The sequence below is a fragment of the Arthrobacter sp. NPDC093128 genome (assembly GCF_040683875.1).
Taxonomy (GTDB): domain Bacteria; phylum Actinomycetota; class Actinomycetes; order Actinomycetales; family Micrococcaceae; genus Arthrobacter.
The window spans coordinates 19,669-34,504 of sequence record NZ_JBFBEY010000036.1 but is presented as its reverse complement, the minus strand read 5'-3'; the positions used below and the strand labels follow the sequence as shown (position 1 = coordinate 34,504).

The window sequence follows — 14,836 nt, the reverse complement described above, 5'->3', positions numbered from 1 at the left end:
AAGCAACTCCACTGTGCAACCGGAGGTCCTCACCCATCAGTCAACGACTCCCGCGAGTCATCACATTCACCGGACCAACGTCCCTGGGCAGTACAACTAGCCGGTCCGGGTAACCCGGCCGAAGCGCTTGTTCAGGCTGGCAGGCAGGGTGCTGCTGCCGTCGTCGTTCGCTCTCCAACGGCGCGGCGGCAGCTTTCGATCCGGCAGTCGGCAACCACTTGCCGGCTCCCACTATCTAGCCCGTGAAGATTGAAGCAAGATACTCCCCATGAGAAGAATCCTTATAGCTTCTGTCACAGTGATCATCATGGGGTTTGGCGCGATCACTTTCGCGCTCCCAGGCAACGCGGCCACCTCCCAGTCCTCCCATATTGCGGGGCAAATCATGGTCAAATTCCGTGATCGCGCCGGGGCAGCCGGCGTGCTGCGCCAGCATGGACTCACCGAGGGACCTGGCATCGGCAGTACCGGCGCCCAACTCATCAAAGTTCCGGCCGGCAAGGAATTGCAGCTCATTGAAGCTCTAAGCCGAAATCCGGCGGTTGAGTACGCCGAGCCGGATGAGGTGGTTACTGCCGCCACCGATGACCAGTATTTCCCGCAACAGTACGCCCTGCAGAACGTTGGCCAGTCCCTTACCAACACCGCCGGCACGCTGCTAGCGGCCAACGGCACGGCGGATGCCGATGTGGATGCCGTTGAAGCATGGGGCGTCACGAGAGGCGGCGGCACCAAAGTGGCCATTCTGGATACGGGTGTGGCAAACGTCCACGACGACATCGCACCGCAGGTTGTTGGATACGCGAACTTCGTCACTGCGGACACCAAGGAGGATCCCACAGCAAACCCTGAGGACAAGTACGGTCACGGCACCCACGTTGCCGGCATCGTTGCCGCCAAGTACAACAACAAGATCGGTGTTGCCGGTGTCTGCCCGGAGTGCAGCATCCTGGACGTCAAAGTGCTCAATGACAGCGGATCCGGCTCCAGTTCAGTCATTGCAAACGGCATCAGTTGGGCCGCCGACAACGGCGCCAAGGTCATCAATATGAGCCTTGGACAGCGCGTCGCTTCCCGCACCCTCGAAGCTGCCGTCAATTACGCCTGGAATAAGGGCGTAGTGATCGTTGCCGCGGCCGGCAACGCCGGTACCCAGGCCAAGATCTACCCGGGTGCGTATCCCAACGTTATTGCCGTTGCTGCAACCGATAACAAGGACAACAAGGCATCCTTCTCAACCTACGGAAAGTGGGTGGATGTCGCCGCGCCGGGTGTCAACGTCTACTCGACCTTCCCGAACCACCCCTTCGTCCTGGGTACGCAGAACGGCCGGTCGCAGGGTTATGACGTTGCCAGCGGCACCTCGATGGCCTCACCTATTGTCGCTGCCGTTGCCGCGCTTGTGTGGAGAACACCTGCCGTCACCGACAACGCATCAGTCCGCGCGAAAATCGAATCAACCGCTGACCCGATCCTCGGCACTGGTACGTCCTGGGCGTACGGCCGCGTGAACGCATGCAAGGCCGTCGAGGGTAACTGCCCTTAGCCTGAATACTCCACCAGTAAAACTGGCGGAGTATTTTTGCTTAGACAAAGCTCGGTGCAGCCGGTCGAAGGACAACCATGGAATACCCTGCCTTCACAGTAAACTTCCCGGTGATTCTCGTGACTGTCATGGTCACCGTAGTTGTCGGCGTTATTGCCCTTGTCCTCTACAGTCTCAAGAAGCGCCGGATTGCCGTGATCCTCAGCAGTGCAACGGTGCTGCTGATTACCGCATTCGTAATTGCTAGCGGCTTTCTGGAGGCAGCTAGAACCAATGAGATGCTACGTGCAGCAGACGACCTTGCAGTTCCTGAGGGGTTCAAAATCGGGAGTGTGGAGGGAAGGACGTCAGAGCGGATCGTTCAAGCCACAGCACTCCTTCCCTGCCTGGCCGTGACTGCGCCCTGCCCGTACCTGCACCGGCAGTGGTCGGGTCGCGAAGGTCAGGATATGAAGTGGGAAGACCTGGAACGGATCATCCGTGACAGCGGGTGGCAGGGAAAGCTGGTCATCAACGAGGAAAACTGCGAGCTCCAGTACACGAACAGCAGTGAGATCACTTGTGAAGCAAATGGGAAGCTCGATGACTTTGACGCTGAGCTGAGGCTGTCTCAGATTAGGGGTGACGCATGGAGGTTATTTTTCATGCTGCGACCGGAAAGATAGAGGCCCGCTTGAACCGTAGTGCGCCCGGGCCGGTCAGGACTGGATGGACTGCATCACGGAGAGGTGCCCGGCGCGTGCCGCGATCAGGCACTTCGCCAGGTAGAAGGGCCGGTTCGCGTGCCTGACGTATTGCGTGAGCACGAGGACCGGATCCGGGGCCCGCAGGTCGAGCAGCTTGGCCCGGCTGGGACCCACCTGGCTCAGGCTGATCTGGCATTCGCCGGGTCCAAGAACCCGGCCGAAGCGGGTGTTTAGGCTGGCAAGCAGGGTGCCGCCGTCGTCGATCTCCGCGGCGGCGGCGGAACTGCTGCCAACGCTCACCGGCAGGGCGGAGATGTTTTCCTGCAGGATGGCGGCGATGGCTTCGGACCTAGGGCGTCCGGCGAGCGGGTGCCCTCATGCCACCTTCCGAGGTCTGATGACCAGCCCGACGACGGCTGCCAGCGCGAGGGCGGAGAGGATGGTGGCCGACCAGAACCCGGCCCGTCCGCCGGTCAGGAAGTCGCCGGGGATGGCGAAGGCCGCGTAGGTCGAAGCCACGATGGCCAGTCCAACGGCGCCGCCAAGTTGCTGCATTGTCTGGAAAAGCCCGGAGGCGGACCCTGCGTGCTCGGGTTCGACGTCGCGAAGGGCAAGCGTCGTGAGCGGCATGAACGTCATGCCGGCTGAAATTCCCGTCAAGAGCAGGGCAACCATGACGATGGCGAAGGGGGTGTCCGGACTCAGTTGCGTGAGCGGCAGGAAGGCGACCACGCGAAGTGCGGTGCCGAGGATGACCAGGCGGACGGCCCCGAAGCGCTCGACCAGTCGCGGGACGATCCGCGACATCGCGAAGATGCTCAGGGGCATCGGCAGGAAAGCCAGCCCCGTCAATAGTGGCGTGAGGTGCAGATCGTTTTCGAGGTACTGGACCATGAGGAAGAACATCGCCAGCATCCCGCCATAGGTGGCCGCCATCGCCGCCAGCGCCGCCACCCGGCTCGGACTGCGGAGCAGCTGCGGGCGCAGGAGGGGGTGGGCCACCCTCCGCTCGGTGAAGGCGAGCACGGTGAGCAGCGCTGCGCCTACCACCAGCCCGCCGATCGTGCGGGGACTGGACCAGCCGTCGTCGCCCGCCTGTAGGAGGGCCCACACGATGGCGACGGCGCCGCCCGTTGCGGTCACCGCTCCGAGTACGTCGAAGCGCCCGGGTCTCCGGGGAGTCTCGGCGACGAGGCGCGGCACGGCAAGGAGGACGACGACGCCGATCGGCACATTGATGAAGAGGGTCCACCGCCAGTTGGCCATGTCGGTGAGCAGGCCGCCAAGGATGAGCCCGAGCGCGCCGCCCATCGAGGCGACGGCGGAGAACAATGCAAGCGCCCGGTTCCGCGCGCCGTCGTCCCGCGCGCTCGTGGTGATGAGCGCGAGCACGCTCGGGGCGGCGAACGCGGCACCGAGGCCCTGGAGTGCGCGTGCGATGACGAGGAGAAGGGGTGAGGTGGCCAGGCCGCCGAGCAGCGAGAAGACCGTGAAGACTGCCACGCCCACCAGGAACGTGCGGCGACGGCCGAAGACGTCTCCGATCCGTCCGCCGAGCAGCAAGAGGCCGCCGAAGGCAACGGCGTAGCCGTTCAGGACCCAGCTGAGCTGGGCCGGGGTGAAATCGAGGTCGGTGGCGATGTGGGGGAGTGCGACGTTTACGACGGTCGCATCGAGGACAAGCATGAGTTGGGCAAGCATGACCAGCCAGAGGCCAATGCTGCCGGCGCGGCCGCGCGGATTACCGCTTCTCCGGCCGAGCCCGGCGGGCGCCCGTGTGGCGATTGTGGATGTCATGGGATGGTGTCCTGTTCTAGCCGAAGGGCTGACGTACACTAAGAGGAGAGATGCTCCGTTTAGAACTATACGGAGACACTCTCCGTTTGGCAACCATGTTTTGAGAGGTGTTTCTGTGCGCGCTGACGCTCAACGCAACCGCGATCGGATCGTGGAGGTTGCCCGTGCGCTTTTCCGCGCCAAAGGCTTCGACGCCGTTTCGATGGACGAGGTCGCCAAAGGGGCCGAAGTGGGCCCCGGCACGCTGTACCGGCACTTCCCGACCAAAGAGTCGCTGTATGACGCGGTCCTCGAGGCCTGGGCGGGGAAGGTCAACGCGGCAGTCGACAGGGCGCTTTCGCTCGATGCATCGGCGCGGGAGCGGCTGTTGACCTGGCTGACCGACTATGCGGCGATGCTGACAGAACACAAGGGTGCGGCCGCGCGGATCACTGCTGCGCTGGGCGACCCCGGGTCTCCATTCGCAGCAAAATGCACGACTTACGTCAACGCGAATCAGCGCCTGATTGACGGGTTGGACTCGGCCCTGCGCCCCGGCGTTGAGGCAATGCAAATCAGCCGGCTTGTTGGCGGCATGGCCGCAGTGGCGGACAACAGCGAGCTTCCCGCCGACTCAGTGGCATCGATGCTTGCGATCGTCGCTGACGGACTGCTCGCTCCCTGACGGGTTCAGAGAGCGCTTTCAGCGTCCAGGCCCACACTGGCCATCCGCCCGCGCCATACCCCGGCGGCGCTGTTGACGCGTGAACCGCCTCACCGGGTCGGTGAGGAGGCCGCTTCGCCTGACTGGAATTCGGGGTCGACCGAATCGGCGGAAGAACCGCAGGGTGGATGCGCCGAGGAAGGCTCAGGCCACAGGACCAGGGCGATGGCGGCGGACCCGAGGACCAGGCCGGCGAGGGTGGCGGGAGTGAACGGTTCCGCGAACAGGAGAGCCCCGGCGACGGAGGTGGTCGGGGCGACCAGGAAGAGGAGGGCATTGAGCGTGGTGATGCCGATCCGGCGGAGGAGGAACCAGTACAGGGCGTAGGCGATGAGGGTGGGGACGATCGCGATCACCAGGGTGGAGATCCAGAAGTCAGGGGTGGCCGGCGGGGCTAGGGTTCCGGTGAAGGACGCGAGCAGGGCAACCGCCACGAGACTGACCGCGGCGTGCGTGGACAGGGTGGCAAAGACGCCGAGGCGTGCCGAGGTGCGGCGCTCCAGGAATGTGGCCGTGACGAGGCTCGCGAGGGCGACGAGCGGGAGCAGATAGGCGGGGCCTGGAGACGCGACTGCGGATGCGTCCGAGGCCACGATCAGGGCGACGCCACTGGCGCCGAACACCAGGCCGAGCCATTGGAGGGCCCGGACGCGGAGCCCGAGGAGCGGGCCGACGAGGGTGGCGATGACAAGGGGCTGGATGGCATCGATAAGCGCGGTGGTCCCCGACGAGACGCCGGCGGCGATGGCCAGGTAGATAGGCACGACGTAGCCGAATTGGGCGAAGAAGCCGATGACGAGGTGGGGGCGGATGTCGCGCCAGGCCGGCACGCCCGCGCGGGGAATGACTAAGCCGCGGGAGGGTCTCCCGGGACGGTTTTTCGAACCGACGCCGTCCGCCCGACGACGGGTGATGTTGACGCGGAGGGCGGTTCCGGCGAGGGCGAGCGCCAGGATTACCACGACAATGAGGAATCGCCAGAAGACCACCGTGAGCGCCGGGGCGCCGGCGGTGCCGATTTTGGCTACGAGAAAACCGGAACTCCAACTGAGAACGAACGCGACGGAAGCTCCGATCAGGACAATGCGCTGAGGTATACCGTTCTGTTTACTCATGCTAATTAGTATACAGAACGGTATAGTGGATGCATGATGACCGAAGATCGCCGTGGGGTGATGCCCCGAGACACGAATGAGCTGCCCAAGTACACGAAGGGAGCGGAACGGGTTCTGCGCGCCGCGTCCGAGCTGTTCTATCGGGAAGGAATTCACGCCGTAGGGGTGGATACGATCGCCGCGGCGGCTGGCGTCACCAAGAAAACCCTGTATGACCAGTTCGGTTCGAAAGAGGCGCTGGCGGTGGCCTACCTCCGACGACGGGACGCCCGGTGGCGCGAGTACCTCGAAAATGAACTCGCGCAGGTACCCGCGGGCGGCACCGAGCGGATCCTCGCGATCTTCGACATCTCCGGGCGGTGGGCCATCGACAACAGCGCCAAAGGGTGTTCCGCGATCAACGCGCGGGCCGAGACGGATGACCCGGAGAGCCCCGTCGCGGCGGAAGCCATCCGCCAAAAGAAGTGGTTGAGAGACCTACTCGAGCAGCTGTGCAGGGAAGCGTCCGTCGCTGATCCTGCCCAGACAGCCGACTCGTTGATGCTTCTGTACGAGGGCGGGCTCGTGACAATGGGAATGGGTACCTTCCCGCAGCCCTTCGCGGTAGGGCGAGACGCAGCAGTGCGACTGCTCGCCACCAGCTAGCTCCTGGCGTCTTAGTGCCATGTGAGGGCGGACGGTGTCGCCCAGCTGACTGCAAAGTCAGGAGCCAGCGGATGCCGCACTCTCGCGTTCCGCCCGCGCCCAGTGCGCCCGCAGCAGCTCCGCAAGCCGCTCGGGCTCGATCCGGTGTGGCGGGTCGAAGTGGTGCCGCTTGGGGAACACCTCCAGGCGGAAGTCCGGGAAGAAGACCCTGGATAGCCGGCCGGCAATGTCGCCGAAGTCATCCGGGTTGCTCAGGCCGCCGAGGGCGAAGAGCACCGGTGGGCGAAAGGCTGCCAAACGCGCCCGGTCTAAGTCGTAGCTCTTGAAGGTGCGCAGGAACGCCCTGATACCCGCGGGCCGCTTGGCCATCCACGGCGGCGGGGGACCCGGCGGTGGTGGCGGAAGGACGACGTCGGGCTTCACTCCCAGCCTCATGAAGGCGGGAATGAACTGCTCAGGCGGCAGGTCCTCCAACCGCTCATAGACCTTCCACAGCGCAGTGTGCGCCGGGCTCCAGTCCCAGTTCCCTGCCCAGGCCGGCTCCAGCAGCGCCAGGCTCAGTAGCCGGTCCGGATGCTTGGCGGCGAAAGCCAGCGCCGCCGCGCCGCCACCCGAATAGCCCGCAAGATGGAACGTCTCCCACCCACGGGCATCGGCTTCGCGCAGCACGCCGTCGATCTCCGTGTCCAGGCTCCAGCCTGGCGGCGGCACGTCGCCCGCGTAGAGTTCCAGGTCCTTGGCAACAGCGTCGACGTCGGGCCCCAGTGCCGCCGTCAGCGCGCCGTACGCCTGCTGCGCGGGAAGCACGCTCCCGGGGAGAAGGATGGCCCGAATCCGATCCATGAACGAACCATACGCCCGGTCAGCTGTTCCTAACAGCCCCGCGGAGAGGACCCTTGGGTTGCTCGGCAACCCGGAGCCGCCTGGCGCCCGCCACTGAGTGGTGCTGGAGCGCGAGCGTGTCAGGAGAGCCAGTCGGCGTAGTGGGTGGGGGCGAGGTGAGCGTCCTTGTCGGTGAGGACGTCACCCTTGACGACGGCGAACATGCCGGCGGCGGGGTCGGTAACGACGGTACGGTTGTCGCCCTTGCGGGACAAGGTGATCCGGCCCAGCTCGTCCAGGGGGAAGATCTCGGGGCCGGCGATGTTGCGAATGCCATTCAGCGGGTTGCCCGCGGCGACCTCCGCTACCGCATTGGCCACGTCCTTGGCCGCGATCGGCTGGATCGGCGTGGCCGGTAACCGGACGGTGTCGCCGTCGGCGGTCCAGGACAGGACGGCGTCGATGAACTCCATGAACTGGGTCGCCCGGACGATGGAGTAGGGGATCGGCCCGGCCGTGAGGATGTCCTCCTGGAGCGCCTTGGCCCGGTAGTAATCCAGCTCCGGCACCTGGTCCGTGCCGACGATCGAGAGGATGACGAAGTGGCCGGCGCCGCCCTTCCGGGCCGCGGCCAGGAGGTTGTCCATTGAGGCTTGGAAGAAGGCCGGGGAGGCTTCGTCGAAGGTCGGGGAATTCGTCAGGTTGACGACCACGTCGGCTCCCGCCAGCGCCTCGTTCAGGCCTTGGCCGCTGATGACGTCGACTCCGGTGGACTGCGAGTGGGGTACCGCCTCGTGCCCGGCGGCGTTCAGATTCTTGACGACCTGGGACCCGATCAGCCCGGTACCGCCGATGACTGCGAATTTCATGACATGCCTTTCGTTGGGAGTATGTCCAGTACATGGCGCATGAACCACATGTGGGGTGGCATGTACCAAACTCGGATGGATTCTGTCCGAGTAAATCGGCCGAGGGCGGCCGGTGTTAGTAAGCATCGACGAACGTGGCCGTCTCGTCCAGAGGCGCCCGGCCCGTACGGGCGTCGCCCACGGTGGCGTCCCGGAAACCGATCGACATGCCACAGAAGAGCACAAGCTTGTCCGGAGGTGACAGGATCTCCGCGACGGTCTTGCGATACTTCGCCCAGGCCATCTGCGGGCAGCTGTGCAGCCCTTCGGCGCGGAGCAGCAGCATGACGGTCTGGAGATACATGCCGACGTCGGCCCACTGGGCCGGGCCCATGTCCCGATCGATGTAGCAGAACAGGGCGGCGGGCGCGCCGAAACAGTCCCAGTTCGCGGCAGCGGCCCGCTGGCGAGCCTCCAAGTCCTCGCGCGGAATACCGAGTGCTCCGTAGCGCTGCTCGCCGAAGGCAGATCGGCGTTCCTGGTATGGGGACTTCAGTGCGGGCGGGTACATCTCGTACTCCGGCTCGTCCCACGGTTCGCCTGCGGCCAGGCGCTCACCGGCGCGCTTTTTGAGTTCGGCCAGCGGCCCGTCGGTCAATACGTAAGCGTGCCACGGCTGGAGGTTCGATGACGACGGCGACCAGGCCGCGGCGGACAGCACGCCCTCCAGTACGTGCTTCGGGACATGCTGATCTGTGAATCCACGCACCGCTCGTCGGCTCGTGACCGCTTCATAGACGTCCATGATGGGCAATCTCCCAGTCTCTCAACGTGTTCATTTCTGTTACATCCAAGATGATATCATTCAATACTATCTCGTACGTAACTATCTTACGAGTATGAATCCTCAGCCCTTGGTTCCCCGCCTCGGGCGCCGTTCTTAGGAGAAAACTCATGGCCACGCTGTTGCATATCGACTCGTCCGTGTTACCCGGCGAGGCGTCCTCGTCCCGGTCGGTCGGGGACGCGTTCCGCAAAGTCTGGGAGGAGCAGCACCCGGAGGGTACGGTGATCTACCGTGACGTCGCCGCTGATCCTGTCCCGCACATCACCGCAGACGCCCACACCGCGGGTTTCGCCGCCCCGTCCGAGCGCACCCCGGGGCAGTCCGCCGCGTTCGCCGCGCGCGTGAAGCTCATCGAAGAGCTGGAGCAGGCGGACGCCGTCCTGATCGGCGCCCCCATGTACAACTTCTCGATCCCGTCGACCCTCAAGGCGTGGCTGGACAACGTGATCCTGCTCGGACGCACCGCGGGCGAGACACCCTCCGCCCAGGGCACCCCGGTCACCGTCGTCGCCAGCCGCGGCGGCTCCTACGCGCCGGGTACCCCGCGCGAGGGCAACGAGTTCGTACAGAACTACCTGGAGTCCGTCCTCAAGGGCACCCTCCGCCTGGACCTCAACTTCATCGTCCCGGAACTCACGATGGCCCCCCGTAATCCGGCCATGTCTGAACTGATCCCCCTGTACGAGGCCTCCCGCGAGCGCGCCTTGGAGGAGGCGACCACCAAGGCCAAGGAACTCGCGGCGCGTCTCGCCAGCTAACCCTCGGGCCATAGACGCCGTGTGACGCCTCGACCCAGGGCGTCACACGGTGCCCCCGCCGCCTGCGTCCTCTCCGCCTGCGGGATAGGTAATACGGGTCAGCAGATCCGTCAGCTGCGCGGGCTCGCCGGGGCCCAGTTCGGCCACCAGACGCTCCGCCAGCGGCTCCGCCGCCACATGGGCGGCATCGAAAAGCTCGAGTCCCTCAGGCGTGATCTCCACTGCCCGCGCCCGACGGTCCCCCGGAACGGACTTGCGTACGGCCAGCCCCTTCCTCTCCAGGTCGTCCACAACACGCATGATTCCCGCCTTGTCCGACCCCGTCGCCGCCGCCAAATCCCGCTGCACCGTGGGCCCGCGATCGACGAGCACGATCAGCACGGCAAAATGCCGCAATTCGATGCCGAGCGGCCGGAGTGCCTCCGCCATCACCGTGGCCGCGTGCCAGTGCGCACGGCGCAGCAGCAGGCCGAGAGCGAAAGGTGACTTATCACCGGGGCGGTCCGTCGCACGCGCGGCGGTGGTTCTGTGAGGAGCGTCGGGGGTCATGGGGCCCACATTACAGCTATACATTCATTCGATACGGTATCAAGTGATATTAAATCCGGCTGAACCCGAGCCCACCGCTGCCACTGTCAACGCCGAGGCCACCGGTGCCACTATCAACGCCGAGGCCACACGCCCCCGATGCGGTTGCAGTCAGGACTGGATGGACTGCATCACGGAGAGGTGCCCGGCGCGTGCCGCGATCAGGCACTTCGCCAGGTAGAAGGGCCGGTTCGCGTGCCTGACGTACTGCGTCAGCACGAGGACCGGGTCCGGGGCCCGCAGGTCCAGCAGCTTGGCCCGGCTGGGACCCACCTGGCTCAGGCTGATCTGGCATTCGCCGGGTCCAAGAACCCGGCCGAAGCGGGTGTTCAGGCTGGCAAGCAGGGTGCTGCCGCCGTCGTCGTCGATTTCCAGCGGCGCGGCGGCAGCGGAACTGCTGCCCAGGCTTACCGGAAGGCCCGAGATGTTTTCCTGCAGGTGGGCGATGGCTTCACCGTCGCGGATCAGGACCGACTCCCAGAACCAGCAGTCTGCGCCGGGCTCGACGCCCACGCCGGGGGCGACGAACTCTGAGGCGGGCTGCCGCTGCCGCTGGATGCGTTTGATTTCGATGTGCTGCCCGGGGCCGCCGAGGACTTCCTCGAAGGGGCGGATCCGTTCGATGCCGATGCGGGGGAGGGTGTCGGCGACAAACCGGCCGACGCCGCGGCGGGCCCGGATGAGGCCGTCCTCTTCGAGCAGCATCAGCGCTTCGCGGACTACGGTGCGGCTGACCTTCATGTCCGCGCCGAGTTCCGTTTCGGTGGGGATCATTGAGCCGGGCGTCAGGAGGTTGTTGCGGATGGCCTCGGCGATCCGGGAGTACACGGCAACCCGGAGCGGCGAGCCGGGCTGGGCCTCCACCGGCTGGGACAGGAACCTGGCGGCGTCCTCGTGCACGTTATTCCTCGCTTAGTGGTCTTCGGGAATTCCAGCGTACGACAAGTGTGACTTGTTTGTTGGACAGGGCGAAAGACCTGCCTCTTGCCTGGAAAGTCACGGAACCTCGCTCGCCGTATCCTGGCTCCGGCGAACGCCCCATGAGGGCCTGCGGCAACGTAGCATCAGAGTAAGCGGCAGCCAGGAGTGTGGCGAAAATGTTTGAGCGATTTACGGACCGAGCCCGACGCGCCGTGGTGCTTGCCCAAGAAGAGGCACGCACGCTGAACCACAACTACATCGGTACCGAACACATCCTCTTGGGCCTGATCCACGAGGGTGAGGGCGTTGCCGCCAAAGCTCTTGAGTCCCTAGGCATTTCGCTCGACAGCGTCCGCGAGCAGGTGCAGGAGATTCTCGGCCCGGGCCAGCCGTCCCCAGCCGGCCACATCCCCTTCACACCGCGCGCGAAGAAGGTGCTGGAGCTCGCACTCCGTGAAGCCCTGCAACTGGGCCACAACTACATCGGCACGGAGCACATCCTGCTCGGCCTCGTCCACGAGGGTGAGGGCGTTGCGGCCCAGGTGCTCGTCAAGCTCGGAGCCGACCTCACCCGGGTCCGCCAGCAGGTCATCCAGCTGCTCTCCGGCTACCAGGGCAAAGAAACCACCGGTGCGGGCGAGGGTGGCCAGCCGGAAGGCACCCCTGCCGGCTCCGTGGTCCTGGATCAGTTCGGCCGCAACCTCACCCAGGCTGCGCGCGAGAACAAGCTGGACCCGGTCATCGGGCGCGAACAGGAAATGGAACGCGTCATGCAGGTCCTGTCCCGGCGCACCAAGAACAACCCCGTCCTCATCGGCGAACCCGGCGTCGGCAAGACCGCCGTCGTCGAAGGCCTCGCCCAGGCGATCGTCCGTGGCGATGTCCCGGAGACTCTCAGGGACAAGCAGATCTATACCCTGGACCTGGGCTCCGTGGTGGCCGGCTCAAAGTACCGCGGTGACTTCGAAGAGCGGCTGAAGAAGGTCCTCAAGGAGATCCGCACCCGCGGGGACATTCTTTTGTTCATTGACGAGATCCACACCCTCGTCGGTGCCGGTGCAGCCGAAGGCGCCATCGATGCGGCCTCGATCCTGAAGCCGTTGCTGGCGCGCGGTGAGCTCCAGACCATCGGTGCCACCACGCTGGACGACTACCGCAAGCACATCGAGAAGGATGCCGCGCTGGAGCGCCGCTTCCAGCCGATCCAGGTCAAGGAGCCTTCGGTTGCGGACGCGATCGAGATCCTCAAGGGCCTGCGTGACCGCTACGAGGCGCACCACCGCGTGACCATCACCGACGGCGCGCTGGTAGCCGCGGCGAACCTCTCGGAGCGTTACATCTCGGACCGCTTCCTGCCGGACAAGGCGATCGACCTCATCGACGAAGCCGGTGCGCGCCTGCGCATCCGGCGGATGACAGCCCCGCCGGAGCTGAAGGCCATGGCTGAGACGATCGCTGACGTCAGGACGGCGAAGGAGTCCGCGATTGACGCCCAGGACTACGAGGACGCCGCTTCGCTGCGCGACCAGGAGCAGAAGCTCTTAGCGCAGCGTAGAGAGAAGGAACGCCGGTGGAAGGCGGGCGGCATGGACGACATTTCCGAGGTCAATGAGGAACTGATCGCCGAGGTGCTGGCGAACTCCACCGGCATTCCGGTCTTCAAGCTGACCGAGGAGGAATCCTCGCGCCTGCTGAAGATGGAACACGAATTGCACCAGCGCGTCGTGGGCCAGAACGAGGCCATCACATTGGTTTCGCGGGCTATCCGCCGCACCAGGGCAGGCCTGAAGGACCCGAAGCGTCCGGGCGGCTCGTTCATCTTCGCCGGCCCCACCGGCGTGGGCAAGACCGAACTCGCCAAGGCCCTCGCGGAGTTCCTGTTCGGCGAAGAGGACACACTGATCACCCTGGACATGTCCGAATACTCCGAGAAACACACGGTTTCGCGCCTCTTCGGTGCCCCTCCGGGCTACGTCGGTTACGACGAGGGCGGCCAGCTGACCGAAAAAGTCCGGCGCCGTCCGTTCTCCGTGGTCCTGTTCGACGAAGTTGAAAAGGCCCATCCGGACCTCTTCAACTCCCTCCTGCAGATCCTGGAAGACGGCCGCCTGACCGATAGCCATGGCCGGGTGGTGGACTTCAAGAACACCGTGATCATCATGACCACCAACCTTGGAACACGGGACATTTCCAAGAGCGTTGCCACGGGCTTCCAGTCCGGCACGGACACGCAGACCGGCTACAACCGCATGCGCGCCCGGGTCACCGAGGAGCTCAAGCAGCACTTCCGCCCCGAGTTCCTGAACCGTGTTGATGACGTTGTGGTGTTCCCGCAGCTGACCCAGGACGAGATCATCGAGATCGTGGACATGTTCGTGGCCCGCCTGGAGAAGCGCCTCAAGGACAAGGACATGGGCATCGAGCTCACCACCGCGGCCAAGGTGCTCCTGGCCACCCGCGGCTACGACCCCGCCATGGGTGCCCGGCCGTTGCGCCGCACCATCCAGCGCGAGATCGAGAACCAGCTGTCCGAGAAGATCCTCTTCGGCGAAATCCAGGAGGGCGACATCGTTGTGGTGGATGTGGACGGCGAAGGCGACGACGCCAAGTTCACCTTCGCTGGAAACACCAAACCTCGGATCCCCGACGCGTTGCCCGCCGCGAGCTAAACCAGAAAACCAAGGAGACCTCAGCCTGTTGCCCCGTGTGGCCAACGGACCAACACGGCCGGCGCTACCGGTGGGCGTTACATGTAACATTTATTTATGAGCGTAAGGGATCGTGTAGCACGGCACCGAGTTGCCATGCGGGAGCGAGGCTTCCGGCAGATCCAGATGTGGGTTCCGGACACACGGACAGAGGAGTTTAGGCGTGAGGCCCAGCGGCAAGCGCTGGCTGTCGCGGCCTCCGACCACGCCCGTGATGATCAAGATTTCATCGAACAGATCGCGGAAGACTGGCCAGAGTGAATCGCGGCGAGCTGTGGACGGTTTCGGGCGGAACATATGCGCAGAAACCCAGGCCAGCACTCATTATCCAGGATGACCTGTTTGCGGCCTCAGAGTCGGTCACCCTTCTGCCGCTGACTTCCCACCTGACGGACGCCCCGCTGCTGAGGTTGACGGTTGACCCAGGCCAGCTCACCGGCTTGAAGCAAGTCAGCCAGGTCATGGTGGATAAGCTCACAACAGTGCGGCGTGCCAACCTCGGACAGCGGTTAGGCCGACTGGATTCGAAGACCATGGTTGCCGTTGAGCAGTCCCTAGCCGTCTTTCTTGGCCTCGGGAGTTGACTGGTTCAATGACCGGGTTTCGGAGGGCTCAACCGCCGAGCCGCTCCCGCGCCCAGTCCCAGCGGATCAGCTCCTGTTCCAGCCTGATTGACTTCCCGAAGGTACCGTTGCCCAGCGCTTCATAGAGTGTGGTCTCGTCGGCCGTCAGCCTGGACAACACGGCCCTTGGCCATGAACGACGACGAGCCCCGTCCTTCGGGACGGGGCTCGTACTCGATACTGCGTTGGTCGTGTCGTCGGCGATCTGAGACAGATCCACCTAAGCGAT

17 protein-coding genes are annotated in these 14,836 nt (G+C 64.8%); 8 read left to right on the top strand and 9 right to left on the bottom strand.

All coding sequences use genetic code 11. The features are described 5' to 3' along the window. The first annotated feature begins 268 nt into the window (after positions 1–268). Together AB0N24_RS25585 and AB0N24_RS25580 are read left to right on the top strand one after the other, a co-directional pair. Positions 269–1,546: a S8 family peptidase gene (locus tag AB0N24_RS25585; protein WP_364130849.1), complete on the top strand. Its 1,278-nt coding sequence runs from the start codon at positions 269–271 to the stop codon at positions 1,544–1,546. Positions 1,547–1,623: 77 nt separating this feature from the next. Then, positions 1,624–2,211 carry a hypothetical protein gene (locus AB0N24_RS25580; protein WP_364130846.1) on the top strand — a complete coding sequence of 196 codons (588 nt, stop codon included), beginning with the start codon at positions 1,624–1,626 and terminating at the stop codon, positions 2,209–2,211. A gap of 33 nt (positions 2,212–2,244) precedes the next feature. Here AB0N24_RS25580 and AB0N24_RS25575 read toward each other — a convergent pair whose 3' ends face one another. Together AB0N24_RS25575 and AB0N24_RS25570 are read right to left on the bottom strand one after the other, a co-directional pair. Continuing rightward, positions 2,245–2,532 carry a hypothetical protein gene (locus AB0N24_RS25575; protein WP_364130843.1) on the bottom strand — a complete coding sequence of 96 codons (288 nt, stop codon included), beginning with the start codon at positions 2,530–2,532 and terminating at the stop codon, positions 2,245–2,247. 75 nt (positions 2,533–2,607) lie between these two features. Beyond that, positions 2,608–4,029, bottom strand: coding sequence for an MFS transporter (locus tag AB0N24_RS25570; protein WP_364130840.1), 1,422 nt, complete (start codon positions 4,027–4,029; stop codon positions 2,608–2,610). A gap of 115 nt (positions 4,030–4,144) precedes the next feature. Between AB0N24_RS25570 and AB0N24_RS25565 the strand changes: the two genes are divergently transcribed. Then, entirely contained in the window at positions 4,145–4,693 is a 549-nt protein-coding gene (locus AB0N24_RS25565; RefSeq protein ID WP_214948816.1) for a TetR/AcrR family transcriptional regulator, read from the top strand. An 89-nt stretch (positions 4,694–4,782) separates the two neighbouring features. On the opposite strand, the gene AB0N24_RS25560 is transcribed toward AB0N24_RS25565, so the two are convergent. Beyond that, a complete protein-coding gene (locus AB0N24_RS25560) occupies positions 4,783–5,847 on the bottom strand; it encodes a DMT family transporter (protein ID WP_364130836.1) in 1,065 nt (354 codons plus the stop codon). Between the two features lie 33 nt (positions 5,848–5,880). On the opposite strand from AB0N24_RS25560, the gene AB0N24_RS25555 reads away from it, so the two are divergent. Beyond that, positions 5,881–6,492 carry a TetR/AcrR family transcriptional regulator gene (locus AB0N24_RS25555; protein WP_364130833.1) on the top strand — a complete coding sequence of 204 codons (612 nt, stop codon included), beginning with the start codon at positions 5,881–5,883 and terminating at the stop codon, positions 6,490–6,492. 57 nt (positions 6,493–6,549) lie between these two features. On the opposite strand, the gene AB0N24_RS25550 is transcribed toward AB0N24_RS25555, so the two are convergent. The 3 genes from AB0N24_RS25550 to AB0N24_RS25540 form a co-directional block, all read right to left on the bottom strand. After that, positions 6,550–7,335 carry an alpha/beta fold hydrolase gene (locus AB0N24_RS25550; protein WP_364130831.1) on the bottom strand — a complete coding sequence of 262 codons (786 nt, stop codon included), beginning with the start codon at positions 7,333–7,335 and terminating at the stop codon, positions 6,550–6,552. Between the two features lie 119 nt (positions 7,336–7,454). Next, positions 7,455–8,183: an NAD(P)H-binding protein gene (locus tag AB0N24_RS25545; RefSeq protein ID WP_364130827.1), complete on the bottom strand. Its 729-nt coding sequence runs from the start codon at positions 8,181–8,183 to the stop codon at positions 7,455–7,457. 115 nt (positions 8,184–8,298) lie between these two features. Next, a complete protein-coding gene (locus tag AB0N24_RS25540; RefSeq protein ID WP_364130852.1) occupies positions 8,299–8,967 on the bottom strand; it encodes a nitroreductase in 669 nt (222 codons plus the stop codon). A gap of 149 nt (positions 8,968–9,116) precedes the next feature. Between AB0N24_RS25540 and AB0N24_RS25535 the strand changes: the two genes are divergently transcribed. Continuing rightward, positions 9,117–9,767, top strand: a complete 651-nt coding sequence (locus tag AB0N24_RS25535; RefSeq protein WP_364130824.1) for an NAD(P)H-dependent oxidoreductase — start codon at positions 9,117–9,119, stop codon at positions 9,765–9,767. 42 nt (positions 9,768–9,809) lie between these two features. Here AB0N24_RS25535 and AB0N24_RS25530 read toward each other — a convergent pair whose 3' ends face one another. Together AB0N24_RS25530 and AB0N24_RS25525 are read right to left on the bottom strand one after the other, a co-directional pair. Further along, the gene (locus AB0N24_RS25530) at positions 9,810–10,316 is read right to left on the bottom strand and encodes a MarR family transcriptional regulator (RefSeq protein ID WP_364130821.1); all 507 of its coding nucleotides are present in this window, start codon (positions 10,314–10,316) and stop codon (positions 9,810–9,812) included. A gap of 150 nt (positions 10,317–10,466) precedes the next feature. Beyond that, positions 10,467–11,255 (bottom strand): GntR family transcriptional regulator, encoded by a 789-nt coding sequence (locus AB0N24_RS25525; RefSeq protein ID WP_364130818.1) that lies wholly within the window; start codon positions 11,253–11,255, stop codon positions 10,467–10,469. Between the two features lie 197 nt (positions 11,256–11,452). On the opposite strand from AB0N24_RS25525, the gene AB0N24_RS25520 reads away from it, so the two are divergent. From AB0N24_RS25520 to AB0N24_RS25510, 3 genes are all read left to right on the top strand, one after another. Further along, entirely contained in the window at positions 11,453–13,945 is a 2,493-nt protein-coding gene (locus AB0N24_RS25520; RefSeq protein ID WP_364130815.1) for an ATP-dependent Clp protease ATP-binding subunit, read from the top strand. Between the two features lie 96 nt (positions 13,946–14,041). Continuing rightward, positions 14,042–14,245 (top strand): antitoxin MazE family protein, encoded by a 204-nt coding sequence (locus tag AB0N24_RS25515; RefSeq protein WP_364130812.1) that lies wholly within the window; start codon positions 14,042–14,044, stop codon positions 14,243–14,245. Then, entirely contained in the window at positions 14,242–14,568 is a 327-nt protein-coding gene (locus tag AB0N24_RS25510; RefSeq protein WP_364130809.1) for a type II toxin-antitoxin system PemK/MazF family toxin, read from the top strand. Before AB0N24_RS25515 ends, AB0N24_RS25510 begins: the two co-directional genes overlap by 4 nt. A 28-nt stretch (positions 14,569–14,596) precedes the next feature. Here the strand turns inward: AB0N24_RS25510 and AB0N24_RS25505 are convergent, their stop codons facing one another. After that, positions 14,597–14,827 carry a Wadjet anti-phage system protein JetD domain-containing protein gene (locus AB0N24_RS25505; RefSeq protein ID WP_364130806.1) on the bottom strand — a complete coding sequence of 77 codons (231 nt, stop codon included), beginning with the start codon at positions 14,825–14,827 and terminating at the stop codon, positions 14,597–14,599. Positions 14,828–14,836 lie beyond the last annotated feature (9 nt).

What these genes read in the sequence shown, in the direction of transcription:
- AB0N24_RS25520 (WP_364130815.1), top strand. Translation starts at nt 11,453, where the DNA reads ATGTTTGAGCGATTTACGGACCGAGCCCGACGCGCCGTGGTGCTTGCC.
- AB0N24_RS25515 (WP_364130812.1), top strand. Translation starts at nt 14,042, where the DNA reads ATGAGCGTAAGGGATCGTGTAGCACGGCACCGAGTTGCCATGCGGGAG.
- AB0N24_RS25580 (WP_364130846.1), top strand. Translation starts at nt 1,624, where the DNA reads ATGGAATACCCTGCCTTCACAGTAAACTTCCCGGTGATTCTCGTGACT.
- AB0N24_RS25570 (WP_364130840.1), bottom strand. Translation starts at nt 4,029, where the DNA reads ATGACATCCACAATCGCCACACGGGCGCCCGCCGGGCTCGGCCGGAGA.
- AB0N24_RS25585 (WP_364130849.1), top strand. Translation starts at nt 269, where the DNA reads ATGAGAAGAATCCTTATAGCTTCTGTCACAGTGATCATCATGGGGTTT.
- AB0N24_RS25560 (WP_364130836.1), bottom strand. Translation starts at nt 5,847, where the DNA reads ATGAGTAAACAGAACGGTATACCTCAGCGCATTGTCCTGATCGGAGCT.
- AB0N24_RS25550 (WP_364130831.1), bottom strand. Translation starts at nt 7,335, where the DNA reads ATGGATCGGATTCGGGCCATCCTTCTCCCCGGGAGCGTGCTTCCCGCG.
- AB0N24_RS25530 (WP_364130821.1), bottom strand. Translation starts at nt 10,316, where the DNA reads ATGACCCCCGACGCTCCTCACAGAACCACCGCCGCGCGTGCGACGGAC.
- AB0N24_RS25540 (WP_364130852.1), bottom strand. Translation starts at nt 8,967, where the DNA reads ATGGACGTCTATGAAGCGGTCACGAGCCGACGAGCGGTGCGTGGATTC.
- AB0N24_RS25545 (WP_364130827.1), bottom strand. Translation starts at nt 8,183, where the DNA reads ATGAAATTCGCAGTCATCGGCGGTACCGGGCTGATCGGGTCCCAGGTC.
- AB0N24_RS25535 (WP_364130824.1), top strand. Translation starts at nt 9,117, where the DNA reads ATGGCCACGCTGTTGCATATCGACTCGTCCGTGTTACCCGGCGAGGCG.
- AB0N24_RS25555 (WP_364130833.1), top strand. Translation starts at nt 5,881, where the DNA reads ATGATGACCGAAGATCGCCGTGGGGTGATGCCCCGAGACACGAATGAG.